This is a genomic window from Achromobacter sp. ACM05 (assembly GCF_019218915.1).
GTDB lineage: Bacteria > Pseudomonadota > Gammaproteobacteria > Burkholderiales > Burkholderiaceae_B > Achromobacter > Achromobacter animicus.
Genome location: NZ_JAHUWQ010000001.1, coordinates 1,433,361 through 1,458,370 on the forward strand (window position 1 = coordinate 1,433,361; position 25,010 = coordinate 1,458,370).

19 protein-coding genes and 1 pseudogene are annotated in these 25,010 nt (G+C 63.6%); 12 read left to right on the plus strand and 8 right to left on the minus strand.

Translation table 11 applies throughout. The annotated features are described in order from the left end of the window. Positions 1–17 precede the first annotated feature (17 nt). Positions 18–1,013, minus strand: a complete 996-nt coding sequence (locus KW836_RS06585) for a LysR family transcriptional regulator (RefSeq protein ID WP_218342760.1) — start codon at positions 1,011–1,013, stop codon at positions 18–20. Positions 1,014–1,248: 235 nt separating this feature from the next. On the opposite strand from KW836_RS06585, the gene KW836_RS06590 reads away from it, so the two are divergent. Beyond that, positions 1,249–2,193 carry a D-2-hydroxyacid dehydrogenase gene (locus KW836_RS06590; protein WP_255595151.1) on the plus strand — a complete coding sequence of 315 codons (945 nt, stop codon included), beginning with the start codon at positions 1,249–1,251 and terminating at the stop codon, positions 2,191–2,193. A 75-nt stretch (positions 2,194–2,268) separates the two neighbouring features. On the opposite strand, the gene KW836_RS06595 is transcribed toward KW836_RS06590, so the two are convergent. Beyond that, on the minus strand, positions 2,269–3,237 hold the full coding sequence (locus KW836_RS06595) for a LysR substrate-binding domain-containing protein (RefSeq protein WP_175122790.1): 969 nt from the start codon (positions 3,235–3,237) through the stop codon (positions 2,269–2,271). Between the two features lie 176 nt (positions 3,238–3,413). On the opposite strand from KW836_RS06595, the gene KW836_RS06600 reads away from it, so the two are divergent. The 4 genes from KW836_RS06600 to KW836_RS06615 all read left to right on the plus strand — a co-directional run bounded on the left by KW836_RS06600 (position 3,414) and on the right by KW836_RS06615 (position 10,517). Next, on the plus strand, positions 3,414–4,643 hold the full coding sequence (locus tag KW836_RS06600) for an amidohydrolase family protein (RefSeq protein ID WP_218342762.1): 1,230 nt from the start codon (positions 3,414–3,416) through the stop codon (positions 4,641–4,643). A gap of 49 nt (positions 4,644–4,692) precedes the next feature. Next, entirely contained in the window at positions 4,693–6,048 is a 1,356-nt protein-coding gene (locus tag KW836_RS06605; RefSeq protein ID WP_175137941.1) for an MFS transporter, read from the plus strand. Beyond that, positions 6,045–6,590, plus strand: coding sequence for a GAF domain-containing protein (locus KW836_RS06610; RefSeq protein WP_218342763.1), 546 nt, complete (start codon positions 6,045–6,047; stop codon positions 6,588–6,590). The genes KW836_RS06605 and KW836_RS06610 overlap by 4 nt, the downstream gene beginning before the upstream one ends. 315 nt (positions 6,591–6,905) lie before the next feature. Continuing rightward, entirely contained in the window at positions 6,906–10,517 is a 3,612-nt protein-coding gene (locus tag KW836_RS06615; RefSeq protein WP_218342764.1) for an autotransporter outer membrane beta-barrel domain-containing protein, read from the plus strand. 82 nt (positions 10,518–10,599) lie between these two features. Here the strand turns inward: KW836_RS06615 and KW836_RS06620 are convergent, their stop codons facing one another. Further along, positions 10,600–11,409: a DMT family transporter gene (locus KW836_RS06620; RefSeq protein WP_218342765.1), complete on the minus strand. Its 810-nt coding sequence runs from the start codon at positions 11,407–11,409 to the stop codon at positions 10,600–10,602. 81 nt (positions 11,410–11,490) lie between these two features. Further along, positions 11,491–12,383: pseudogene (locus tag KW836_RS06625) on the minus strand (LysR family transcriptional regulator). 110 nt (positions 12,384–12,493) lie between these two features. Between KW836_RS06625 and KW836_RS06630 the strand changes: the two are divergent. The 6 genes from KW836_RS06630 (at position 12,494) to KW836_RS06655 (ending at position 18,744) form a co-directional block, all read left to right on the plus strand. After that, positions 12,494–13,498, plus strand: coding sequence for a tripartite tricarboxylate transporter substrate binding protein (locus KW836_RS06630; RefSeq protein ID WP_218342766.1), 1,005 nt, complete (start codon positions 12,494–12,496; stop codon positions 13,496–13,498). Positions 13,499–13,564: 66 nt separating this feature from the next. Further along, positions 13,565–14,284, plus strand: coding sequence for a PIG-L deacetylase family protein (locus KW836_RS06635; protein ID WP_218342767.1), 720 nt, complete (start codon positions 13,565–13,567; stop codon positions 14,282–14,284). After that, on the plus strand, positions 14,281–14,970 hold the full coding sequence (locus KW836_RS06640; RefSeq protein ID WP_218342768.1) for a 4-carboxy-4-hydroxy-2-oxoadipate aldolase/oxaloacetate decarboxylase: 690 nt from the start codon (positions 14,281–14,283) through the stop codon (positions 14,968–14,970). Before KW836_RS06635 ends, KW836_RS06640 begins: the two co-directional genes overlap by 4 nt. A 189-nt stretch (positions 14,971–15,159) precedes the next feature. Beyond that, positions 15,160–17,355, plus strand: a complete 2,196-nt coding sequence (locus KW836_RS06645; RefSeq protein ID WP_218342769.1) for a TonB-dependent receptor — start codon at positions 15,160–15,162, stop codon at positions 17,353–17,355. 10 nt (positions 17,356–17,365) lie between these two features. After that, positions 17,366–18,535, plus strand: coding sequence for a PepSY domain-containing protein (locus tag KW836_RS06650; protein WP_218342770.1), 1,170 nt, complete (start codon positions 17,366–17,368; stop codon positions 18,533–18,535). Beyond that, complete coding sequence (locus KW836_RS06655) at positions 18,532–18,744, plus strand: hypothetical protein (protein ID WP_218342771.1); 213 nt, start codon at positions 18,532–18,534, stop codon at positions 18,742–18,744. Before KW836_RS06650 ends, KW836_RS06655 begins: the two co-directional genes overlap by 4 nt. Positions 18,745–18,774: 30 nt before the next feature. Here the strand turns inward: KW836_RS06655 and KW836_RS06660 are convergent, their stop codons facing one another. From KW836_RS06660 to KW836_RS06670, 3 genes are all read right to left on the minus strand, one after another. Beyond that, the gene (locus KW836_RS06660; protein ID WP_218342772.1) at positions 18,775–19,404 is read right to left on the minus strand and encodes an HAD family hydrolase; all 630 of its coding nucleotides are present in this window, start codon (positions 19,402–19,404) and stop codon (positions 18,775–18,777) included. Between the two features lie 151 nt (positions 19,405–19,555). Then, entirely contained in the window at positions 19,556–20,302 is a 747-nt protein-coding gene (locus KW836_RS06665) for a hypothetical protein (RefSeq protein ID WP_218342773.1), read from the minus strand. A gap of 419 nt (positions 20,303–20,721) precedes the next feature. Then, on the minus strand, positions 20,722–22,884 hold the full coding sequence (locus tag KW836_RS06670; protein ID WP_218342774.1) for a LamG-like jellyroll fold domain-containing protein: 2,163 nt from the start codon (positions 22,882–22,884) through the stop codon (positions 20,722–20,724). Positions 22,885–23,101: 217 nt separating this feature from the next. Between KW836_RS06670 and KW836_RS06675 the strand changes: the two genes are divergently transcribed. Beyond that, complete coding sequence (locus KW836_RS06675; protein ID WP_218342775.1) at positions 23,102–23,848, plus strand: hypothetical protein; 747 nt, start codon at positions 23,102–23,104, stop codon at positions 23,846–23,848. On the opposite strand, the gene KW836_RS06680 is transcribed toward KW836_RS06675, so the two are convergent. After that, positions 23,845–24,897 (minus strand): YafY family protein, encoded by a 1,053-nt coding sequence (locus KW836_RS06680; RefSeq protein ID WP_218342776.1) that lies wholly within the window; start codon positions 24,895–24,897, stop codon positions 23,845–23,847. The genes KW836_RS06675 and KW836_RS06680 overlap by 4 nt on opposite strands. Positions 24,898–25,010 lie beyond the last annotated feature (113 nt).

Here is a 25,010-nt window from a genome sequence, read left to right on the forward strand (position 1 = left end):
GCATTCGGGCCTTCCTGTCAGACCCCGGAAGGCGGCGCCTTTTTGGTTCTTCTGCCCAGCACCTTCACCCCCGCTGGCACCGGCTTGTCGTGGATGACGTCCCGGATGTACTGCAGGAACAGTTCCGAACTTGCCGACAGCGACCGCAAGCGTCGCGTGATCAGACAGACCTCGCGCGACAACCGGGGCGAACTCAGTTCCCGGAACACGAACGGCCCCGGCTCGCTCCCTAGCGTCTGCGACGGCGCGATGGAGCTGGCCGCAAGCGCCGGCAGGATCGAATATCGCCCGCCGCCACGCAGCACGGCGTGCAGCGACGACGTGCGCGACACCTCATCGTGCTGCTGCTCGAAGAACCCCGGCTTGCCGGCGTGTGCGCGCAGGAACGCGCCGATGCCGGTGTCTTCGGTAAACCCCACGTATTGCGCCGGATCCAGGTCGGCCCACTTCAATGGCTTTGCGCCTTGCGCGTACGGATACGACGCGGCGCAGATCACGCCGTAGCGGTCCTCGAACAGCGGCGTATAGACCAACTCTTCCAAACCATGGTGCGAAGTCGAAATCGCAAAATCGATGTCGCCGTTGGCGATCATTTTCTCGACCAGTTCCGAGCCGGCGTCGTGCAGTGAAAACGTGATCTTCGGATAGGCCTGGCGAAAGGCCGCGATGGCGTCGCCCAGAAAGTAGTTGGTGACCGACGCCACCACCGCGATCCGCACGTGTCCCTGGCGGCCCTGCGACAACGCCTCCAGGTCGCTCAGCGCGCCGTCGAACTGGCTGAGGATGCGCTCGGCCTCCGCCTTGAAGCGGGCGGCCTCCGGCGTCATCGCCACGCGGCGCGTACTGCGGTCGAACAGTTTGACGCCCACGGCGTCTTCAAACTGCTGGATGGTCGCGGTCAGCGAAGACTGCGTCAGAAAGAGCTGCGACGCCGCCACGGTGAACGAGCCGGTGTTGGCCACCGCCACGAAACTGCGGAAGTGCCGCAGGGTGATGCTGCGCTTGGTCGACATGATTCGCCACCGCTCTATATATTGGCAAAACCGAATAATAAGTAAAAACCAACAATTTGTAGTGAAGAAAAGCGCGCTCTAGAATTTTCCTCGACTCGGCGTCCCGTGCCGCCGTCATCGCGTGCAAGAGGGAGCAATCCGAGATGAGCAGTGCAGATGTATCGCAGACCGCATCCTGCTTTTCGCGCGTGGGCTGCCGCCCATGACCAGACCACAACAACCGCTGCGGATCCTCATGTCCGAACCGACGCTAAGCCGCATCGGCAGCGAGATCGCGCAGGCGTTGGATGGACGCGCGTTCGAACCCGTCATCGCGGCGCGGACGCAGGGCAGCGCGCCCGCCGGTGCCGATGTCGCTTTCATCTCGCGCGATGTGACCGGCCTGTCGACCAAGCATCGCGTCCTGGAACCGCTTGAAGCCTTCTACGTCTCGCTGCGTCAATCGCCGAAGCTGGCCTGGGTGCACGTGCACTCGGCGGGCGCGGACCGGCCGATCTTTGGCGAACTGAAATCCCGCGGCGTGCGTGTCACCACCTCGTCCGGCGCCAACGCGCAGGTGGTGGCGCAGACCGCGCTGGCCGGGATTCTGGCGCTGGCGCGCGAGTTTCCGCGCTTGTTCGACGCCCAGCGTGCCCAAACCTGGACGCCGCTGATCGGTGACCGGATGCCGCGCGATCTGCCAGGGCAGACCGCCGTGATCGTGGGATGGGGGCCGATCGGCCGCGCGCTGGGCGGGTATCTGCGGATGCTGGGACTGAACGTCATCGCCGTGCGCAGCGCGGCCGCGCCGCCCGCGGACGGCGTGGAGACCTACGCCTTTGAAGACCTGCCGCACATTGCGGGCCGTGCCGATTGGCTGGTGCTGGCGTGCCCCTTGAGCGACCGCACGCGCGGCCTGGTGAACGCCCACGTGCTGGCCGCCATGGCGCCGCACGCCCGGCTCGTCAACGTCGCGCGGGGCGAAGTCGTTGCCGAAGCCGACCTGATTGAGGCACTGCGCGCCAACGCGCTGGCTGGCGCCTTTCTGGATGTCTTCGAACACGAGCCGCTGGACGCCGCGTCGCCACTCTGGACGCTGCCAAACGTGATCGCCACGCCGCATTCGGCTGGGCACTCCGACGGCAACGAGGCGCGCGTGGACCGCATCTTCCTTGATTACCTGCGCGACTGGCGGCAATGATTCCGCCCGCGATGCCCGCGACCCTTTCAGGACCCTTCATGATCCAGACCGCCGGGCGCATCCAGCGCGGACCGTCTACGCGGCCGCCACGCAATACGGGCAATCGGTCGCGCACGCTTGTCCGTTGGCAGGTTTGCCAAGATCCGGCTTTCCTGGCGCCTGCCCCGCAGGGTCCGTGCCGCCGCCATGAAAACACTCATGCGCCAGCCACTGGCTCAGCCGCTCGTAGCTTTCCATGTTGCTGCGCCAGTTCGGCGCGCAAAGATAATAGCCAAGCGGGCTTTCAAAGGTGCGATCGAATATGTCGACCAGCTGCCCCGTGGCCAATTCCTTTTCGATCAGGCAGTGCGGCATGAGCGCCACGCCAAAGCCGGAGGATGCGGCCTGGATAATCATTGAAAACAGATTGAAGCCGGGGCCAAAACGGGCGCGGTCATAATCGCCCAGGTACGTCGAAAACCAGTATTCCCAGGACAGCGGAATCTCGATGTGCTGCAGCAGCGTGCACTGCTTGATGTCTTCCAGGCTGCTGATCGGATGCTGATCCAGGTATTCCCGCGAGCACACCAGGCGGGTTTCGCGTCCCGTCAGGTACTTGGCGGCGCCGTCGTGCCAGTCGCCATAGCCGTACTGGATGGAGGCATCGAAATCCAGCTCGGTGCTTTTGTAATCCGCGACGCTGTAACGCACGAAATTGATGGAGATGTCCGGATTGACCTCGCGGAACGTCTTCAGACGCGGAAACAGCCATTGCGCCGCAAACGTGGGCGCGGCCGAGACATTCAGGGATTTTGCCGACTGCTGCGTCGCCATGACCTGCGACGTGGCGCTTTCCAGCGTATGCAACGCCGGCCGGATCAGGCTGAGGTAGGTGGCGCCCATGCGCGTGAGCTGCAACCCGTTCGTGCCCCGAATGAACAGCGCGTGGCCAAGATAGCTTTCCAGCGTGGCGATATGCCGGCTGATGGCGCTTTGCGTGACGAACAGTTCCTTGCCCGCCTTCGAGAAAGACAGATGCCGTGCGGCCGCGGAAAACGCGTTCAATTCGGACAGGGTGGGGCAGCGGCGTCTCATAGGGGGGTATGAGTAAAGCTCATAAGGCTCTTCAAATTTGTGTCGAGCGCATAGGGGGAGACCCGGTATCGGACCCCGGAATTGTACCGGTAGAGTTCGGCATGCCGCGATTTCCCGGCGTTTTGAACTGTTTACGTGGTTGATTTATGAATCCGGTTGTCATCAAGAATTGCAGGATCCTCAATACCCGAACCTTGGCCCTCGAAGCCGCTTCGACCGTGCTGGTCGAGGACGGGGTCATCACCCGCATCGCCGCCGACGCAACGGCGCCGGCGGATGCGCAGGTGGTGGACGCCAAGGGCATGACCTTGATGCCCGGCATGATCGACTGCCACGTGCACGTGGTGGCGTCGTCGTTCAACCTGGGCCGCGTCGCGGCCCTGCCCAACGCGCTGGCGCTGCTGCGCGCGCTGCCCATCATGCAGGGCATGCTTGACCGCGGCTTCACCTCGGTGCGTGACGCCGGCGGCGCAGACTGGGCGCTGGCGCAGGCCGTGCTGGACGGCACCATCGACGGCCCGCGTCTCTTCTGCTCGGGCAAGGCCCTGTCGCAGACCGGCGGCCACGGCGACTTCCGCCAGCGTAACGACGAACTGGATCCTTGCCCGTGCTCGGTCAAGATCGGCAACATCGGCCGCGTGGTCGACGGCGTCGACAACTGCCGCCTGGCCGTGCGCGAGGAAATCCTCAAGGGCGCCACGCAGATCAAGGTCATGGCGTCCGGCGGCGTGGCTTCGCCCAACGATCCCATCCAGAACCTGGGCTTCTCCGAAGCCGAGCTGATCGCCATTGTGGAAGAGGCCAGCAACGCCAACACCTACGTGATGGCCCACGCCTACACCCCGCGCGCCATCACGCGTGCCGTGCGCTGCGGCGTGCGCACCATCGAGCACGGCAACCTCGTTGACCGCGAGGCCGCCGAGGTCATGAAGGAACACGGCGCCTACATGGTGCCCACGCTGATCACCTACGAAGGCCTGGCCAACGACGGCGAGCGCTTCGGCTTGCCGCTGGACTCGGTCAAGAAGATCGCCACCGTGCGCACGCAAGGCCTGACCGCGCTGGAGATCCTGGACGACGTCGGCGTGAAGATGGGCTACGGCAGCGACCTGCTGGGCGAAACCCACTACATGCAATCCGACGAACTGGTGCTGCGCAGCCGCGTGCTGGGCAACGCCAAGGTCATCCAGCAAGCCACGCTGATCGGCGCCGAGATCCTGAACCAGGAAGGCCTGCTGGGCGAAGTGTGCGAAGGCGCCTACGCCGACCTGCTGTTGATCGACGGCAATCCGCTGGACGACATCGAACTACTGACCAAGCCGGATTCGATCAAGCTCATCATGAACCGCGGCCTGCTGCACAAGAACGCCTGCTGACGTTCGCCCGCTTCGTACCCCTCTTCTTTACTCCGGAATTTCCCCCATCATGTTTTCCGTATCCGACCGCCTGGAGCGGTTGCCCTTCAGCAGCTTTCATTTCCGGCTGCTGATGATCGGCGGCCTCGGCCTGGCCTTTGAAGCTTTGGACGCCGGCATCATCGCGTTCATCATTCCCTCGCTGCGCACGCAGTGGGGTCTGACCACCGGCCAGATCGGCTGGATCGCCAGCAGCACCTATGTCGGCTTCCTGGTCGGGGCGCTGTTCTCCGGCATCCTGGGCGACCGCTACGGCCGCAAGAAGATCATGATGTGGGCGCTCCTGCTGTTCTGCGTCGCCACGTTCTTCAACGCCTTTGCCCGCAACTATCACGAGTTCTACATCCTGCGCATGATTGCCGGCATCGGCATGGGCGCTGAAGGCGCCATCATCGCGCCGTACCTGGCCGAATTCGTCAGCAGCAAGTATCGCGGCCGCTTCACCGGCGCGCTGGCGGGCTTCTTCTCGTTCGGCTTCGTGATGTCGGCGCTTTTGGGCTACTTCATCGTGCCGATGAGCGACGACGGCTGGCGCTGGATCATGATCATCGCTTCTGTTCCCGTCGTGTTCCTGTTGTGGTGGCGCAAGTCGCTGTTTGAATCGCCGCGCTGGCTTGAACACACCGGCCAGACCGCGGAAGCCAACCGCATCTGCGAAGCCATCGAAGCCGAAGTCCTGAAGAGCACCGGCCGCCCGCTGCCCACGCCCGTTGCCACGCGCAAGGCCACGGCCACCAGCGCGCCGCAGCAGACCGCGATGGCCAAGCTGGCGCAGCTGTTCTCGAAGGAGTACCTGGGCACGACCGTGCTGGTGTGGGTGTTCTGGATCACGGTGCTGTTCTGCTACTACGCCTTCCTGGTGTGGATCCCCAGCCTGCTGGTCGAGCGCGGCTTCACCATCACCAAGAGCTTCTCGTACACCATCCTGATCTACCTGTCGCAGATTCCCGGCTACTTTTCGGCCGCGTATTTCAACGACAAGATCGGCCGCAAATACACCATCCTGGCCTACATGCTGCTGTCGTGCCTGTCCGCGCTGGGCCTGGCGCTGGCCAGCGGCGAGCAACAGATCATCATGCTGAGCATGCTGCTGTCCTTCGGCATGAATGGCGTGATCGCCGGCCAGTACACGTACACCGCCGAGATCTATCCCACGTCGATCCGTGCGACCGGCATGGGCGCGGCCTCGGCGTTTGCCCGCATCGGGTCCATCGCATCGCCGACCATCGTCGGCGTCGCGTACCCGGTCCTGGGCTTTGCCGGCGTGTTCGCCATGATGACCGCCATCCTGCTGGTCGGCGGCCTGGGCATCCTGTTCTACGGCAAGAACACGCGTGGCGTCGTGCTTGAGGAGATCAACGCATGACGAAGGGCTCCGCATTCCGCCCGCTGGCCGGGCACGCGCGCGATCTGGCGCTGGCGGCGGACCGGCAGGCGCAGTGGAGCGTGATCTCCAACCTGCTGCACGCCTGCTTTGGCCACAAGCTGTTCACTGCGTTGCTGTACCTGCAGGACCACCGGCTGATGAAGCGTCTGCATACGTCGGACGAATCGATCAGCCCGCTCGGCGGCTTCAAAGCCACCGGCAACGGTCCGTGGTCGCGGCTGGTGCTGGAAGAAGGGCGGCTGTATGTCGCCAGCAATGAAGACGATGTGCGCACCGTGTTCTCCGAGGCGCCGATGCTGATCGAACGCGGGCTGCAGTCGGCTTTCAACATTCCGGTGCGGCATGAGGGGCGTGTGATCGGCTCGCTGAACATGCTGGCCGGGCGTCATGCCTATGACGACATCGATCCGGACCTCGCGGCAGTTGTCGCCGGGCTGTGCGCGCCGGTCTTCATCGAAGAGATGAAGGACGCGGCATCCGCGGCGGCGAGCGTGGACCGGTCTGCGCTGGATAGCGTGTGATGGTTTGAATTTGAGTATCCGTCCCGGTGCGGGACTGGGTTTGCGGGCTGCTTGCCGGAGCAGCCCGTTTTTTTTGGGATTGCCTCGCGTGGCAATTCCTTTTTTTTGTGCATTGTTGCGGGTATTGGTCCGAATTGTTGCGTGCCACTGCATTTTTGCAAGAGGTGGAATCGGTTTTAGAAATCTTTCGATGTGCGGGGTTGCGCAGCGTCAAGAGAATGGTCGCTTTTTTTCGTGGCGGTTCGGCGTTGCTGCACTTGGCTGGCATCTGGCTTTTGGCATCTCCGAGGCCGCGCACGGGTTACGGAGCTTGCGATGCATTTCCCCCTTTCCCCGGTTGTCGCGGCGATTCTCGCCGTCACGATCCCGGCCTTTCCCTTGATGGCGTTGGCGGGGCCGATGCCGCCGATTCTCATTGATGACCCGGAAGGCAACACGTCGATGGAGGTGTTCCCCGGAGCGAGCATCACCGTCAGCACCGGAGACGCAATCCGCGTCAACAACCAGGGCAACAGCGTCTTCGTAAACGGCATCACTGTCACCGCAGAGGCAGACGCCCGAGGTGCGCATACTCAAGGCGGTGGCTCGATCACGATCACGGACAGTACGATCCAGACGCAGGCCGGGGCTGCATTGTCCGCGTCCCAGGAAAATAGTTTTGTCCACGCCGACATCTCCCTGCTCTCCTCAGAGGCAACGGCCGTGCTTGCGACCGATGGGGGCCGCATCAATCTGCTTGGCGGAACCGTCTCGGGATCGGGCGGTTTCCAGGGTACCGTCCGGGCTTCCGATGGGGGCGTCATCACGGCAAGCGACCTGGAGATCAAGAGCATTGATCGCAATGGCGTCAACAGCTATGGCGTGCGCGTGCAGTTAGGCGGCCGCGTCGAACTGTCCAACGTCATTCTGTCCAGCGTGGATGACATGGGCGCGGCGACGGGGGCGGACCTTTCGGTGCAAGAGGCCACGCTGTTGCTGACCGACAGCCACGTCAAGGCAGGAGGCACAGAAAATGCCTCGGCGGCAACCGTGCATATCTCGCAAAATGCCATCGTCACCGTTCAAGGAAGCACCATTGAAGGCCAGATGTCCGTTGTCGACGGTTCCAGCCTGACCATGACGGATACGGTTGTTGCCGGTCCACATTCGGTGGACTTCGGCGTGCTCTTGTATAACGAGGCGAGTCAAAACAGTGGGTCTTCGGCGTCTTTGACGAACGTGACAATCGGCAGCGAAGCCGTCGCGGTCAACGAGGGCGTCACGGTGATGAACAACCATGTGATGACGGGACAGAACCTGGACATCCGTGCGGACTTGTATGCGATCCGAAGCCGCAATGGGGCGGTACAGATTGAAGGCGGTACCTTACGCGGAAGACGGGCCGGCCTGTATGCGCACTCGACCGATAACACGGCGACAACAACGATCGACGCGGTGGGAACGCATATCCTGGCCGAAGCCACGAATGCGGTAGGCGTGAATGCCAACCATCGCGGCACGCAGGTGACATTGGACGGCGTTACCGTGGACGTATCCGGCAGCGCGGGAACTGCGCTTCGAGCAGCCGACGAGGCACGTATTGACGCCGTCAATTCACAGTTGAACGGGCAATCCACGGGCTCGACCGGCGTGTATATGCTTGGCAGCATCGGCGCCGGTGAAACGACGGTTTCGCTGAGCGACACGCAAGTCATCATGACGGGTCAGAACGCAAACGGCGTGCAAAGCGTGCGCTACGAGCCGCAGGGCGTCAACTCGCTCGTATTGTCGGACGGCAGCGACCTGCAAACCCACGACGGTGTGGGGTTTCTCGTCAGGGGCGGTGATCACGACATCACCGTTCAGAACGCCACCGTGGTGGCCCGAGCCGGTGGCGACGAAGGCAGCGGCATCCTGCTTAGAACGCAGGCGACGCCCAGCGCGGGAATCGTCCCCGGGCAACCGTACCAGACGCAAGGCGTCACCCTGAACGCCACAGGCGCGCTCATGACGGGCGACGTGTTGACCGCCGACAGCGGCCGCGTCGACATCGGGCTGGCGAGCGGCAGTGAGTGGACCGGCGCGGTGCGCGCGGGGCAGGGTTCGGTGGACAGCGTCAAGTTAGACGCCAGCAGCGTCTGGAATGTGCGCGGCGATTCGGCCATCAAGACCCTGACCAACGCGGGTGTCGTGCGGTTCGTGTCTCCCGGTGCGCAATCTGGATTCAAGACGCTGACCGTCTCCGACTACATCGGCGGCGGCACCTTGGTCATGAATACCCACCTGGGCGACGATACGTCTCTGACCGACCGGCTCGTCGTGGACGGCGGCACGGTCACGGGCACGACCGGGCTGCGAGTCTTGAACGCCGGCGGCGCAGGCGCGTTGACCACGCAAGGCATCCGGCTCGTGCAGGCCACCAACGGGGCCACGATTTCAGGCAATGCGTTTTACCTGGACGCGAATTCGACTGGCTATCGGCCCTCAACCATTAGCCTGGCGCTCAATGGCTACGACTATTTCCTGGTTCAGGGCGGCACGGGCGGCGTGGCGTCCGATTGGTATTTGACTTCAACGACGCCGCCGGAAGAAGGCGGCGCCACGGACCCGGGCGGTCAGACGCCGCCCGGAAGTGGCGTTGAGACACCTCCTGGCAGCGGCATCGAAACGCCGCCTGGCAGCGGCATTGAAACTCCGCCGGGCAGTGGCGCCGAAACGCCTCCTGGCGGCGGCATTGAAACGCCGCCCGGCACCGGCACTGAAACGCCTCCTGGCGGCGGCATTGAAACGCTTCCCGGCAGCGGCACTGAAACGCCTCCTGGCAGCGGCACCGAAACGCCTCCGGGCAGCGGCACCGAAACGCCGCCGGGCAGCGGCACCGAAACGCCGCCTGGCAGTGGGGGGACGACACCTCCCGGTAGTGGCGGTGGCGCCACCGGTCCTGCCCCGGGCACGCTGCAGAATGTCTCACCGGAAAGCGGTGTGCACATCGGCAACCAGTTCGCAGCCACCCGCATGTTCGTACATCGCCTGGCGGATCGTAGCGTGGCGCAAACGTCGGCCGGCCAGTCTGCACCCGCCAGTGCGGCATCCCGGCAGTTGTGGGCACGTACCGAGGGCGCGCGCCATACCGGAATGGAACTTCAGCAAGGCCGGGTAAGCATCGATACCGACACCGCCATGCTGCAGATGGGCGCCGACCTGTTGAGCACGCGCCTGGGTCAGCAAGGCGTCCTCAAGGCAGGCGTCATGGCCGGCGCGGGCGATGCACGCACGAACGCCACTTCCCAGCTCATCCACCCCGGTACCGGCATGGCGATGCGCGTTGACGCCCGCGGCAAGGTCACCGGGTATTCGGTGGGCATCTATGCAACGGCTTACGCCGACGATGCCACCCGCCTGGGCGCGTACGCCGACTCGTGGTTGCAGTTCGGCCGCTACTCCAACGAAATCAATAGCGAACTGGGCTCGGCCCGTTACCGTTCAAACACCTGGACCGCATCGGTGGAAGCCGGCTACGCCTTCAAGCCCTTCGCTGCCGATTCGGCATTGGGTTCGATGGTGGTGGTGCCGCAGGCACAACTGGCCTATACGCGTTACAACGCCCAGGACGCCGTCCTGCCCAGCATGACGCTGAAAAACTCGCCCGCCAGTTCGGTCACTTCGCGCGTGGGTGTCCGGGCGTACCCGCTTGGCAACGACGCCGCCACGTCGCTGGTGCGGCCTTACGTCGAGGCCAATTGGCTGCATAACTCGGGCAGCGCGAAAGCCAACGTGGGCGCCTCGACGTTCCAGGCAACGCCGATGCGCGACGCGGCGGAACTGCGAATCGGCGTGGCCGGAGATGTCCGCGAGTCGTGGCAGGTTGGCGGCGAGCTGTTCGGCCAGGCTGGAAACGGCGGTCAGCGGGGCTACGGCGGCATGCTGAACGTCGGGTATCGCTGGTAACCCTGCACGCTGAAGGGCAGACTGCAATGCGGGCCGTTGATGGCCGCGGTGGTCTGCCCTTCATGGCGATGGCCGAGGCGATTCAAGCCACGCGCTTGTTGAGAATCACCAGCGACACGCCCGCCAGCACGAGCGCGGACGCGGCCACCAGCAGAACCGTCAGCGGCTCATCGAGAAACAGTGTCCCGCCCAACGCCGCCAGCACCGGGACACTGAGCTGCACGGTGGCGGCGCGCGTCACGTTCAACTGTTTCAGCGCGGCGTACCAGAAGATGTACCCCAGGCCCGACGTCACCGCGCCGGACGCCGCGGCATAGGCGGCGCCTGCGGCGTCGAGCCGAACGTGCGACATGACGAACTGCGCAAGCAACAACGCCAGCGCAACCGGCGCGGCGCGGATGAAATTCCCCGCGGTTGCCGCCACCGGATTCCGTGCGCCCCGGCCCAGCAGCGAATAAATGCTCCACGCCACGCCGGACAGGATCATCAGGAATCCGTAGAACACGGGTGGCGCGTCCGTACCGGGCAGCATCAACGCGACAAGCCCGGCAATCGCCAACGCCATGCCAACGCATTGCAGCGGCGCCAATCGTTCGCCAATAGTCAGGCCGTACAGGATCATGCTGATCTGGATCGCGCCGAACAGCAGCAGGGCGCCCGTGCCGGCGGGAATATGCGTGTACGCAAAGGAGAACGCCAGTGCATACGCCAGCAGCGCCAACGCGCCCGCCCAGGACCCTTCCAGACGTTCGGACTGCTGGCGCAGTGCAAGCACCAGCCATAGCATCAGCGCACCCGACACAACGCGGATGACGACGAAGGTGGTGGGATCGATCGCCGTCTGTTTGAGCGCGAGGCGGCAAAGCAGGGAATTGCCGGCAAAGGCCAGCATGGCGGAAAGGGTGAGCGCGAAGAGGCGGAGGGTCCTGGCGGGGGCCTTTGAATCACCACTGCGATCCGCGGCCTCTGCCGTCTACTGCACGGCCGAAGCGGTCTCGCGGAACCGCTGCACCAGCGGGGAGCCGTCTTCCGAACGATACGCCAGCAGCACCTGGCTTTGGGCGTCTGGCGTATCCAGTTCGCGATAGGCCACGCCGGGAATGCCCGTTTTCATGTAGGTGTCGGGGAGGATCGAAATGCCCATCCCCGCCGCGACCAGACCGATGATGGTTGCGCCTTCGCGCGCCTCCTGGCCGACTTGCGGGGCGAAGCCCGCCCGGTTGGCCAGCACGCTCACGTGGTCGAACAGGCCGCAGCCCAGTCCGCGCGGGAACAGGATGAAGGATTCGTCCGCCAGGTCCGTCATTGACAGCGGCGTGTCACGGCGCGCCAGCGGATGCGATTGCGGCAGGGCGGCCATCAGCCGGTCGGTCCACAGCGGCAGCGTCGCGATGTTGGGCGGCGGCACGAACAGGATGGATGCCGCAGAAATCCCACGTCGATGTCTTTGGAAGCCAGCGCCCGCAATTGCTGGCCCGTCGACTGATGGCTCAAGTCCACGCCCACGCCGGGAAAGTCCGTGCGAAAGGCATGCACGATGCGGGGAAAGGCGTCGAACATCGGCACAGACGCCGTGAATGCCACGCGGATCTCGCCGGTTTCTCCCAGCGCCGACTGCCGCACGACCTCGCCGGCGCGTTCCAGGTGGGACAGCGCGCGGCGCGCCTGGTCCAAGAACAGCGCGCCCGCCTGCGTCAGTTCCACGCTGCGGCTCGTGCGGGTCAGGAGCGGCGCCCCGAGTTCTTCTTCGAGCGCCTTGATCTGCAGGCTGAGGGGCGGCTGGCTGACGTGCAGCCGGCGGGCGGCCTGGCTGAAGCTCAGTTCCTCGGCGACAGCGACGAAGTAACGCAGTTGGCGGAAATCCATATTGATTTGGAAAGCAAATAGATGATCGTGAAAAACGGTATTGGACGATATGAGTGTACGCCGCGCATCATTCGGGCATACCAACACGTATAACGACACAGGAGACAACCATGAAGGCTTTCAAGCCCTCCCGGTCCCGCCGCACGTTTGCCGCCGCCGCAGGCGTGGGCGCACTGATCGCCGCCATGCTGGCGCCGCTGTCGGCTGCCGCACAGGCCAATTTCCCCGACAAGCCGATCCGTATTGTGGTGCCGTACGCCGCCGGCGGCGGCGTGGACATCGTCACCCGCCTCGTCAGCCAGAAAATGGGTGATGCGCTGAAGCAGACGATCATCGTCGAAAACAAACCTGGCGCGGCCACCAATATCGGCATGGACACCGTCGCGCGCGCCCCGGCGGACGGCTATACGCTGCTGACCGCGTCGAATACGCTGGCCGCCAACGGTGCGCTGTTCTCCAAGCTGACCTTCGATCCCGCGCGCGACTTCACCCCCGTGGGCGCCATCGGTTACGCGCCGCTGGCCGTGGTGGTGCCGGTCGAGTCGTCGTTCAGGACCTTGAAGGACCTGACGGACTATGGCCGCGCGCATCCCGACAAGCTGACCTACGCGTCGGCCGGCAACGGCAGCTCCGGCCATTTGGCTAGCGAACTGCTCAAGCGCGAGAGCGGCATGAAGGCGCTGCACGTGCCCTACAAAGGCGGCTCGCCTGCGGTCACCGACCTGTTGGGGCAGCGGATTTCCTTCATGTCCATCAACCCGCTGGAAGTCGTCTCGCACGTGAAGGCGGGCAAGCTGCGCGCATTGGCCGTGCTGGACGACGAGCCGGCAAGCATGCTGCCCGAGGTGCCCACGGTGGTGTCGCAAGGCCTGCCGGGCGCGATGGCCACGGTGTGGTGGGGCCTGATCGGCCCCAAGGATTTGCCGCCCGAGGTCACGGCAAAGCTGAATGCCGCGCTGCAATCCGCATTGAAGGACCCGGCCGTGAAGCAGCGCTTCGGCGAGATGGGCGCGGTCGTCACGCCCGGTACGGACATGCAGTTCGCACAATTTGTCGCGGCGGAAACCACCAAGTGGACCAAGGTCATCAAGGACGCGGGCATCAAGGCTGATTGACCGCGCTCGCGCTGGTACGGGTCCGCAGGGCGGGTCCGGCCGGCAACCATGCATAGAGGAACTGAAATGGAACGGCAAAAGAACGGGCTGGTGGTCAGCGCGCACTCCGCGGACTTCGTCTGGCGCGCGGGCGGCGCCATCGCCCTGTACGCCAAACGCGGCTGGAAAATGACCGTGGTCTGCCTGTCGTTCGGCGAACGCGGCGAATCCGCCAAGCTGTGGAAGCAGCCGGGCATGACGCTGGAACGCGTCAAGGCCGACCGCCGCGACGAAGCTCGTCTGGCGGCCGACATCCTGGGCGCGGACATCCGGTTCATGGACTGCGGCGACTATCCGCTGCGCGTCTCGGACGAGGCGCTGTTTGAACTGGTGGATGTGTACCGCGAACTGCAGCCGGAATTCGTGCTGACGCATTCGCAGAAAGACCCCTACAACTTCGACCATCCGCTTGCAACGCACGTCGCCCAGGAAGCTCGCGTGATTGCGCAGGCGCACGGGCACCATCCCGAGCAGACGGTGCTGGGCGCGCCGCCCGTGTTTCTGTTCGAGCCGCACCAGCCCGAGCAGTGCGAGTGGAAGCCCGAAGTGCTGCTCGATATCTCCGAAGTCTGGGACCAGAAGCGCCGGGCCTTCGAGACCATGGCCGCGCAGGAACACCTGTGGGAGTACTACACCCGCGTCGCCTTGCAGCGCGGCGTGCAGGCATCGCGCAACTCGAACCTGAAGATCAAGTACGCCGAAGGCTATCAGCGCGTGTTCCCGCAAGTCACCGGGGAGCTTGCATGAGCATCGCCGTCAGGAACATCGACCGCGCCGACAGCACGGTCATCGCACGCCTGGCGTCGGCAGGCGTGGCCACCGCACACGAGGCGCAGCATCGCACCGGCCTGCTGAAACCCTACCTGCGGCCCGTGTACGCAGGCGCATCCATCGCAGGCAGCGCCGTGACGGTGCTGGCGCAGCCGGGCGACAACTGGATGCTGCACGTTGCAATCGAACTCTGCCGGCCGGGCGATATCGTCGTCGTGGGCTGCTCGTCGTCGAGCGAGGACGGCATGTTCGGAGAATTGCTTGCCACCTCGATGCGCGCACGCGGCGTACAGGGGCTTGTCATCGACGCGGGCTGCCGTGATGTCGCGGCGCTGAAGGACATGCAGTTTCCCGTGTGGTCCAAGTGCGTCTCTGCCAAGGGCACGGTCAAGGCGACGCCCGGGTCGGTGAACGTGCCGGTCGTGTGCGCGGGAGCGCTCGTGCAGCCCGGAGATGTCGTCATCGCCGACGACGACGGCGTGTGCATCGTGCCGCGCGAGCGTGCGGCGCAGGTTGCTGACGCCTGCGAGGCGCGGCTGATTAACGAGACGGCCAAACGCAAGCGGTTGGCCGCCGGGGAACTGGGGCTGGATATCTACGGCATGCGGGAGAAGCTGGCCGCGGCGGGGCTGGTGTACGTGGACCGCAATCCCGGGGCGTGAAACGCCGGCGCAGAAACTTGGGGCGATCGCCTCAAGCGATGGATGAGGCCATTTGGATGATTTCCGAGGCCGCCGGCGCCGATGCCACGACTGATGCGTCGACGCCACATCAAGATAAACCCCATAGCGATATCGAATAAGAATGCTTATCATGCGCGTTTTACATAATAGATTGCATGGGGTGGGGCTGTGGGTAAAGCATCGAAAGGCCGTCAAGGCAGGCAAAAGGGCGTCGCCCTGGCAGTGAAGCAGGCATTGGCGGGCAGCGCCGCGCTCTATGCCGCGTCGGTAACCGCGCAGACGCAGGCGCCGGCGCCCTCCGATATCACCGTTCTGCCCACCGTCACCGTGACCAGTGCCCCGATCGCCTTGGGCGAGGCGCCCGCACCGATCGCCGGCGGCCTGATCGGCGGCGGTGCCCGCATGGGCATCCTGGGCAATACGTCCGTCATGGACACGCCGTTCAGCGTCACCAGCTATACCGCCCAGACCATCGAGAACGAACAGGCGCGATCCGTGGCCGACGTGGCCACCATGGACCCGTCCGTGCGCATGAGCAGCGCGCGTTCGAACATCAACGAAGACCTGACCATCCGCGGTTTCAATGTGCCGACTGCGGACTTCGCGTTCAACGGCATGTTCGGGCTGACCCCGTATTGGCGCGCACCGGTCGAAACCCTGGAACGCGTGGAGATCATCAAGGGCCCGTCGGCGGCGCTATTCGGCATGACGCCGGGCGGCAGCGTGGGCGGCGTGGTCAACCTGGTGCCCAAGCGCGCGACCGATGAGCCCATCACCCGGCTCACGGGCTCAGTCATGTCCGACTCCGTCTTTGGCGTGCATGCCGACGTCGGCCGCCGCTTCGGCGAAGGCAACGCGTTCGGCATTCGTGTGAACGGGATGCTGCGCGACGGCGACACGCCCATCAAGGACCAATCCACGCGCGAAGCGCTCGGCTCGGTTGCGCTGGACTATCGCGGTGAAAGACTGCGGTCGTCCCTGGACCTGATCTGGCAGAAGGAACGCATCGACAACGTCGTGCGCCAGTTCCAGCTTGGCGACGACCTGACCTCGATTCCCGAGGCGCCCAGCAACAAGAATCCGTATCCCGGCCTGGGCTGGAGCGATGGCCGCAACACCGCTGGCGTCTTCAAGATCGAATACGACATCACGGACTACCTGACCGCCTACGCGGGCTATGGCCAGCGCAAGCTGGACTGGGACGCCTTTGCCGCCAACCCCGTGCTGCAGAATTCGCAGGGCGATTACTCATTTTTCGGCGGCTGGCAGCGGATGACGGTGGACAGCAAGTCCACCGAAGCCGGCCTGCGCAGCAATTTCAAGACCGGCCCCGTGAGCCACAAGGTCGCCTTCAGCTACACGCTGCTGGACCAGGACTCCGACCTGGGCTTCAACACCGGTTTCCCGCCCGGCAATTCCAACATCTACGCCGGCAACACCTTCGACACGCCGTCCATCTCCGGCGTCAGCAACCCCCTGAACCGCTACCAGAGCGTCAAGCTGACCAGCTACGCGCTGGCCGACACCCTGGGCTTCATGGACGACCGCCTGCAGTTGACGCTTGGCGTGCGCCGCCAGAACGTGCAGGGCCAGAACTACAACTTCACCAACGGCGAGCCCAGCGGCCCGCGCTACGACAAGAGCGCCACCACGCCGCTGGCCGGCGTCGTCTTCAAGGTACGGCCGGACCTGTCGGTCTATGCCAGCTACGTCGAAGGCCTGTCCCAGGGCGACACCGCGCCGACCAGCGCGGCCATCACCAACCCGGGCGAGACGCTGTCGCCGTTCAAGTCCAAGCAGAAGGAAATCGGCGTCAAGTACAACCTGAACGACAACATGCTGGCCACCGTCGCGCTGTTTGAGCTGACGCGGCCCAGCTCCGGCATCTCTGGCAACACCTTCGGCGAGTTCGGCGAACAGCGCAACCGCGGCGTGGAAGCCAGCTTTGCCGGCGAAGTCACCAAGGGCGTGCGTCTGTTGGGCGGCATCAGCTATATCGACGCCGTCATCAACAAGGCCACCACGCCCGACCTTCAGGGCAACAAGGCCATCGGTGTGCCCGACTGGCAATTCAACCTTGGCGCCGAGTGGGATACCCCCTTCGTCCCCGGCTTGACGGTGTTGGGCCGCGTCATCTACACCGACAGAACGTATGCCAACGCCGACAACAGCCTGTCGGCGCCAAGCTGGACCCGGGTCGACGCCGGCGCCCGCTACGAAACCAAGATCAGCGGCACACCCGTCACCTTCCGCCTCAACGTCGAGAACCTGTTCAACCGGAACTACTGGGGCACGGCCACCGCCGGTTATCTGTTCGTAGGCTCTCCGCGCACCTACACGTTCTCGACCAGCATCGCCTTCTAAGGAGGCAGATATGTCCACGCAAGCCTGGTCATGGATACACAAGTGGAGCAGTCTGATCTGCACGGTCTTCATGCTGCTGCTGTGTCTGACCGGGCTGCCCCTGATCTTTCATGAAGAGATCGAGCACCTGTCAGGCGTGGTCGAAGCGCCGCCCATGCCCGCCGGCACGCCCAACGCCAGCATGGACCAGATCGCCCAGACCGCGCTGGAACGCCGCCCGGGCGAAGTCATCCGCTACATGTTCTGGGATCAGGACGAGCATCCCGACATTACGTATGTCTCGATGGCCAGCGCCGTCGACGCCCCGCCCGAGGAGAACAACGCGGTCGTCATCGATTCGCGCACGGCCAAGGTCCTGGACGAGCCGGCCACCGACGAAGGCTTTATGTACGTCATGCTCAAGCTGCATACGGATATGTTCGCCGGCCTGCCGGGCATGCTGTTTCTGGGCGCAATGGGCCTCTTGATGGTGGTCGCCATCGTGTCCGGGGTGGTGCTGTATTACCCCTTCATGCGACGTCTGAAGTTCGGCGCGCTGCGCACCCAGCGCAGCACCCGTGTCAAATGGCTGGACTGGCACAACCTGCTGGGCATCGTCACCGTGGTGTGGCTGCTGGTCGTTGGCATCACGGGCAGCATCAACACCTTGAATCGCGTCGTGTTGAGCCTATGGCAAATGGACCAGATGGCGGAAATGACCGCGCCATTTCGCGGCCTGCCGCCGGTTACGCAACCCGCACACCTGGAAGACTCCATCCGCACCGCGCGTGCCGCGGTGCCGGACATGGCGGTGAGCCTGGTGGCGTTTCCCGGGACGATGTTCTCCAGCCCGCACCATTACACGTTCTTCATGAAGGGCAATACGCCCGTGACTTCGCGCCTGCTCAAGCCGGCGCTGGTGGACGCGACGAATGGGGAACTGACCGACACGCGCGAAATGCCGTGGTACGTGAAGACCTTGTTCCTGTCGCAGCCGCTGCATTTTGGGGATTACGGCGGCTTGCCGTTGAAGATCCTCTGGGCGGTGTTGGATCTGTTTGCGATCGTGGTGCTGGGTAGCGGGTTGTACTTGTGGCTGCGCAAGCCCAAGGCTGCGACGGCTGCCAAGCCCTTGGCCGAGGATGCTGCCGAAGCCGCCAATGCGCTGCGTCAGAGCGACCGTCAGGAGGCCGCGCAATGAACAGGACGAGCGAGGCGCGCAGCGCGCGCACCGAACACCTGCAGTCGGCGGGCGAGGTGTTCCGCGCGCCCATCTGGCTGGGCGTGGCGTCGGTGGTGGGATTGGTGTCGGCGCTGCTGGGCGATGGGGTGTGGGATGGCGTGTCGTGGTTGGCGATCTTTGCGCCGATCGGGGCGGTGTGGTGGGCGTGGCGGAGGCGGGGCGGGTGAAGTCTCCTTCATCTCGCCGCCGGCCGCTCGTCAGTGGCGCGCGGCCATCAGCGTAAGCACGTCGCTTAGCGATTGAACGGAGTCCGCTGAGTTTGACGTGGCTGTGTGCCGGTCAAGGTGATAGCCGTGAATGCCGAATTTTCGTGGCCCGATCATGTCGGCCTCGATGGTGTCGCCGATCATCAGCACTTCATCGGGCCGGCACGCAATGCCATCACAAAGGTATTGGTAGATCTCGGCTTGCGGCTTCACGGCGCCGGCCTCGTACGACCAGGCGCAGAAGTCCGGCCGAATGGGCAGCAAGTCCAGCACCGGCGGGCCATACGGCGCCGCCAGGTTGGAGCAAAGCGCGACCTTGATGCCGCGTTCCCGCAATGCAAGCAACGTCGGCGTGGCATCCGCGAAAAGCGAGATGGATCGGATCTCTTCACGCAATTCGGCTTCAAGCGCGTTCAGGTCTGCATCGCTGACCACTCCGCCAAACAGGCTGGCGGCCTGTCGCAGGTCGATCGGATTGCTCATCGCGCGGACCCCGTCGTCGCGCTGGCGCGGTCGACCCGCTTCATGCAGCAGCCGGACCAGCTTGCGGAACGGTCGGGTCGGCCGTTCGATGTGGACCAAGGTTCCGAATACGTCGAATGCCACGGCCTTGATTGCCATTGAACCTCCTGCGCCAATGAGGCTTTCCGGTGATTGGCTGGACCGTGATGTCCAACCTGTCTGCGACGGATTCTAGCGGCAAAACTTGCGGCGGCTTGCTGGGTCCCTTGGTCTTCGGATGAGCAGGGAGGCAGGAGCACCGGGTGATGGGCTACTCGTCGCGCGCAACCGTGACGAATATGCCGTCGGCTTCGTTCAAGCGGGGGCCCGCCAGCAGGATCATTACCGACACGTCATCAGGCAGGTGAGACGCCAGCGCTTTCAGGCGTTCGCTGACGATGCTGTCCAACGAATCGCGGCGCGACTCTGCTGACACCGCAAGGCTTACCCCAACCTTGTTCCAGCTTTCCCAGGATTCCGGCGCTTGCCGGTATGCCACTGTCGTCCATTCCGATGGGTTGATGATGGTGCCGTCCGCCAACCGTGGGGGCGCATCGCTCCAGGCTTCCAACTTCTCACGTGTCGCGCCGGAGTAGATCCACGCAGGGGGCGGGCGGATTCCCTGGGTGGGCTGGGCGGAAATATCCAGTTTGGCGGCCAGCGCCTCCAATGCCTGATCCGTGGACAGCTTGGCTTCCTTAAGCCGGACGGGATCGATCGAGAGCCATAGCTGGATGGGTTCCGGCGTATTGCTCCAGATCTGGGTGATGGTTTGGTTATCGCCAACACCACGACCGATCCTGTCGGCGACCAGTTGTTGCAGCTCGGGCTTGCTGAGACGCGGACTGGCCACCAGCAGGTAGAGATCCGCGCTCGGGACGGCGCCCCACACGAGGGCCGGCGGCTGGATGGCGTCTGATGGCGTTGCCTGCGCGGCATTGGCTGGCAGGTAGACGCAGAGGGCCAATGCGGCAAGCCAGCTGCAGCGCGCCGGCCAAAAGCGGTGAATCCAGGTCATGAGAGGCATAGGTTTTAGTTATTCAAATGCTGTTAAATCCCGCACGCGATGGTCACGAGCGGGGATTTGATGGACATGATCATTGTTTCGATACCGGTCTGGAAGCGCTGAGTCGCGCTCCTGACGGATCTGACGGGTTGAGGTCCGGGATTATCCCAGACGGCAAAAACCCGCAGAGCGCGAGCTGGTGCGGGTTTGATGTACTACCTGGATATCAGTCCAGACAAGTGTCTGGTGCCCGGCGGCCGGAATCGAATCGGCACGCCTGTCTTGCGCCTGAATTACTCGCTTTTCTCTGCGCGAACAAAATGATCAAGGCAAGATTGATGATGAGCATAAACGAACCAACGTCGATATCTAACGCGCTCACTCGCTCACTCACGCGCCGCGGCAAAGGCCGGCCGCGGCGCGTGCGCCTATCAACGCCGACGCGCGGTCAGCCAGTCGATCGGCTGGAGCGCCTGACCGACGATACGGATCTCGCCGACGCTGCCAAAGAAGCCATCGGCCCGCGCGCCATCCCACGAACCGGCGCCGACGATCCACGGCATGTTGGCCGCCAGCGTCGCCAGGCCGCGAGCGCCCGAGGTGTTGCGCAGAACCGGCGCGCCTTCCACGTACAGGATGGTTTCGTGCGTGGTGTCATCGTTCACCACGGCAACGTGCATCCACTTGTCGGGGATGATCTCGCCAGACCAGTTTGCCTTGGGACTACGCGATCCCGTGTCGTCCGGCACCACTTCCCACTGGATCTCGCGCAGGCTCGACACGGCGAACAGCAGCGGCGGGGATTCGGGGTCTCCGCCCGAAAATCCCGCCAGATCGCCGCGCTTGCCGTCACGCGTCATGATGTTCATCCACGCGTGCTTGGACGCGACCCAGTCGCGGTCGATCTTGATGAAGGCTTCCACCGTGTAGCCGTCGGTCGCGGTCTCACCGTTGATGATGGCCGCGGCATCCGTCGTGAAGTAGCTCATACGAGCCGTGTTCTTGTCGGTGTTCAGGAAGCGCACCGAGCCGGGCGCGGCCGACAGGTAATGGTGATCGTCGGACCAGACCACATCGCCCACCTGCGCACCGGCCACGCCGTCGATATTCAGCGGCGCGCGCCGCATCGGGTTCAGACCTGCGCGGTCCGCGATCACTTCGCCCACCGGCACCGGCTGTCCGTTGGCGCCGCCAAAGAAGCGCCAGTGCGCCAGCGTGCCTTGCACCTGCGGATAATCATCCGGATCGGCGGCGGGCTTCTGCTCGGCGGCGACGGGATCCGTGTAGTTCGCCAAAATCAACGCGCGCGCCTGGTCGATCAGCGCAGTGTGCGACGGCGTAGCCGCCTTGAATTCCTTATTGAAGCCGCCAAAGCGCTTCGCAAAATCCATCTTGATGGTGAACTGCTCGTTCGCGCCGGTCAGAATGGCCTGGTCAAACGTGTTGAGCGTGTTCTTCGGCTTCTGCGGCACCCACGGTGAGAACGACAGCACCCGGATCTCGTTGTTGCTGAGGTCGAATTCGTACAGACGCATCAGGCCGTTGCCGCCCTGATAGGCCATCTGATAATCCACCACCATTTCCTCGACCGAATTGCCGAACGCATTGGTCTTGGTCAGATGCGCGGCGCCGTGATAGTGGCCGTTCAGCGTCATGAAGATCTGATCGTTGTCGCGGATCAGCTTGTCCCACAGCATCAGCCCGTAGGGCACTTCCAGCGGCGTGACACCATCCTTGTCGATGTTCAGCAACTGGTGGTTGACCAGGATCACCGGCAGCGTCGGATTCGCGCGAATGACCTGGTTGGCCCAGGTCAACGCGTCATCGGAGATGCGCCACGACAGCGACAGCACCATGAACTTCTGGCCCTCGGCTTCGAACACGTGATATTCGTGGAAGCCGCTAGGATCGCGGCCGCCAAACGTGGCCTGGTTCTTGGCGCGATCGGCACTGAAGGTTTTCAAATAGGGCTCGTTGGCCAGATTGCGCTGCGCGTCCGTGGCGCTGGCCTGGCTGCTGGCGTCGACGTAGTCGCGGTCCAGGATCACGTCGTGGTTGCCGGCCAGAATCGAGTACGGGACCTTGGCGTCTTCCAGAATCGCCATGGCGGCATCGGCCACTTTCCATTGATCCGGTTTGCCTTGTTGATCGACGACGTCGCCCAAGTGGATCAGAAACGGAATGCCCAGCGACTTCGAATGATCGGCCACCCACTGCGTCTGCGCCTTGAACGGCTCGCTGCCGTACTTGCGCATGAACTGCTGGTTTTCGGCGTCGGTTGCGTAGCGCGAATAGAACTGCGTGTCCGGCAGTACTGCTACTGCGAAACTGGAGATGTTGACGGGTTGGGGTTGCGGCTCGGGTTGGGGCTGCGGTTGGGGTTGGGGCTGCGTGCCAGGCGTGTCGGGCGACGTGATGTCGTCGTCATCGTCGTCGCTGGAGCAGGCAGATAGCAGCAGCGATCCGCCTACGGGCAGCAGCGTGGCGCCAAAGCCGGCCTTTAGCAGGCTGCGACGACGCGGATCCGCATCGGTCGGCAGTGCCGCGAGTTTGTTGGCAACCTCAAGTTTGCCGTCGTGCTTGTCGTTCGCCATCTGTGCTGCCCTTCAGAAAAAGCGGGAAGCTTAGGTAGGGCGGATGACGGGATGATGAATGTTGGTGGTGGCGCGAGCAGCGCGTCTGTCTGCTTGAATTGCGCTGGTTCACCACGCCATACGAGTTGGGGCCGATTTTTTAATTTTCGTGTCTGGACACGGAATGTCCAGAGCGCCGTCCAGACTGAAGTTTCTCAAGTCTGCATGGAGTTTGTTCGTGTCCCAATCGTCTGCAAATCACCTTGTTCCTCAAGCCGCATTCAAGGCCCCTCACAAAGCGGTCATTCACCTGGAAGGGTGGGGCATTTCCGCCGAGGAAGCGAGCGAGGTGGCCGCGACGCTGAACCAGCAGCTACCCCAAATAGACTGGCGCGCCGGGGTTGCCCTCGACTCGGAGGCGCTAGTGGTGCATTTGGTCGACATCTCTACCCTTGCAGGCGCAACGGGCCATGCTGTCTGGAACACGTATGGCCCTGTTGAAGCCATGAGGCAAGCGGGCGAGGCCGGCACACCCGCGCTCGCGTTGTGTCGTGGCAAGTTCAGCGAGCTTCCCAGCCAACGGCTTGGTGTCTGGGTCGCGTCGACCGGTCAGGCGTGGGTGAACGCGCTACAGACTTTGGCGCGAGCCCTCGCCGCAACGGGGTGGAACGCCGAGAACGGTTACCGCGACCTGTCAGGGTGGGCAGGCGTGCGTCCTATGTTGAGCGCCAACCTGCTGGCGGTCATGGCGACGGACCATGCTGCCGCTGATTTCCCTTCCCTGATGCGTCAGGTCTCCGCGTCTTCAATTGCCCACCCGACCGCTCTCGTTGCGGCGGGCGTCTCTCGTCATGCCTTTGATCGGACGAGGATTGAAGCGGGCATGCATGATTTGGACATCGCTGTGGTCGCGCCTATGACGCTGGACGGCACGATGCGCGCCGATGCGCTGGTGGGCTATCCCTGGCCGGTAGTCACGGGTTAGACGGAGGATGTTGGTCCGAAATCGCCGGCCAGATAAACCGATGCGCTCGCCACAAGCACTCCATGAATTTCCTTACGCAAATGCGCGGGTTTGATCAGCATGACATCGGGCGCCAGGCTAAGCACGAATTGCTTGAACGTCAGCGAGGGGCGGACTGTCGCCACCAACTCAAAGCCGTCGCGCTTTTCTTTAATGACTTGGTCCTCGGACAACCGGTAATCACGCAAACGGCTGCGAAATTCGCGTTCGCGAACCCTAAGGGTGACCTTTTGCGGCGCTTCCGGGAAAAACAGCAGCGCATGTTCGTATCGCAAGAAACGATCCAGATCAAAGTCCTCGTCGTTGTCCGCAGGCTCACTCGTGGATTCGGCGGTGGAAATCCTGTCGACTCGGTGCAGATAGCGCACGAACCGGCCTGTACGGCGGGATCGGCGGCACGAAACGAAATACAAAACGCTGCCGCGCTCGACCAAAGCCAAAGGAGACACGTGATAACTGACTGGAGCGTCGGTGGACAAAGCGCCGTTCCGGTAACTCAGGAACAGACGTGTGTTGCGATAAAGCGCGTCCGTCAACGCGTGCATGATTTGCGGGTCTTGGGCTGGTGGCAGCAGCGGAAAGCCCGAGTCAATGATCGCTGCCTTGCCCAGCCAGGCCCGGCCCTGCAAGAACCGTGGATAGGTGGGGTGGCTTGCCAGAAGTTCACGGCTTCGATCGCAATGCTCCCTCAGCGCTTTCAGCGCATCGGCCGGCAATTGGTTGGAAGCGAAGTGTTCCAACTGCAAGAGGGCAACGGCCAGTTCCACACTTTTGACCTCCGCCTTGGCAGGCATCTTGCCCGGGATGACGCGCCAACTGCGTGCACTGGCTTGGCCCCGGCGTTCAATAACGCCTTGATCCAGCAGCCTTTGCAGCGCTCGTTGCATCGCTTTGGACGTCGACGCGGAATACCCATAACGAGGCCTTAGCCAGTCAAAAAGCGAGCGCGACGATACCCAGTCTCCAACGCGATGGATTAAATCCAAAACGTCCCAGTGCAGGGCGGTCATACCCGTGTCGTGTGGCTTTGGCCGAAGCCGACCATTTACTGTCATATCAACGTCATAGATGGTTTCTTTTTATAATAACCTGATATACTTCTTGTAACACGTTCTTTCGACGG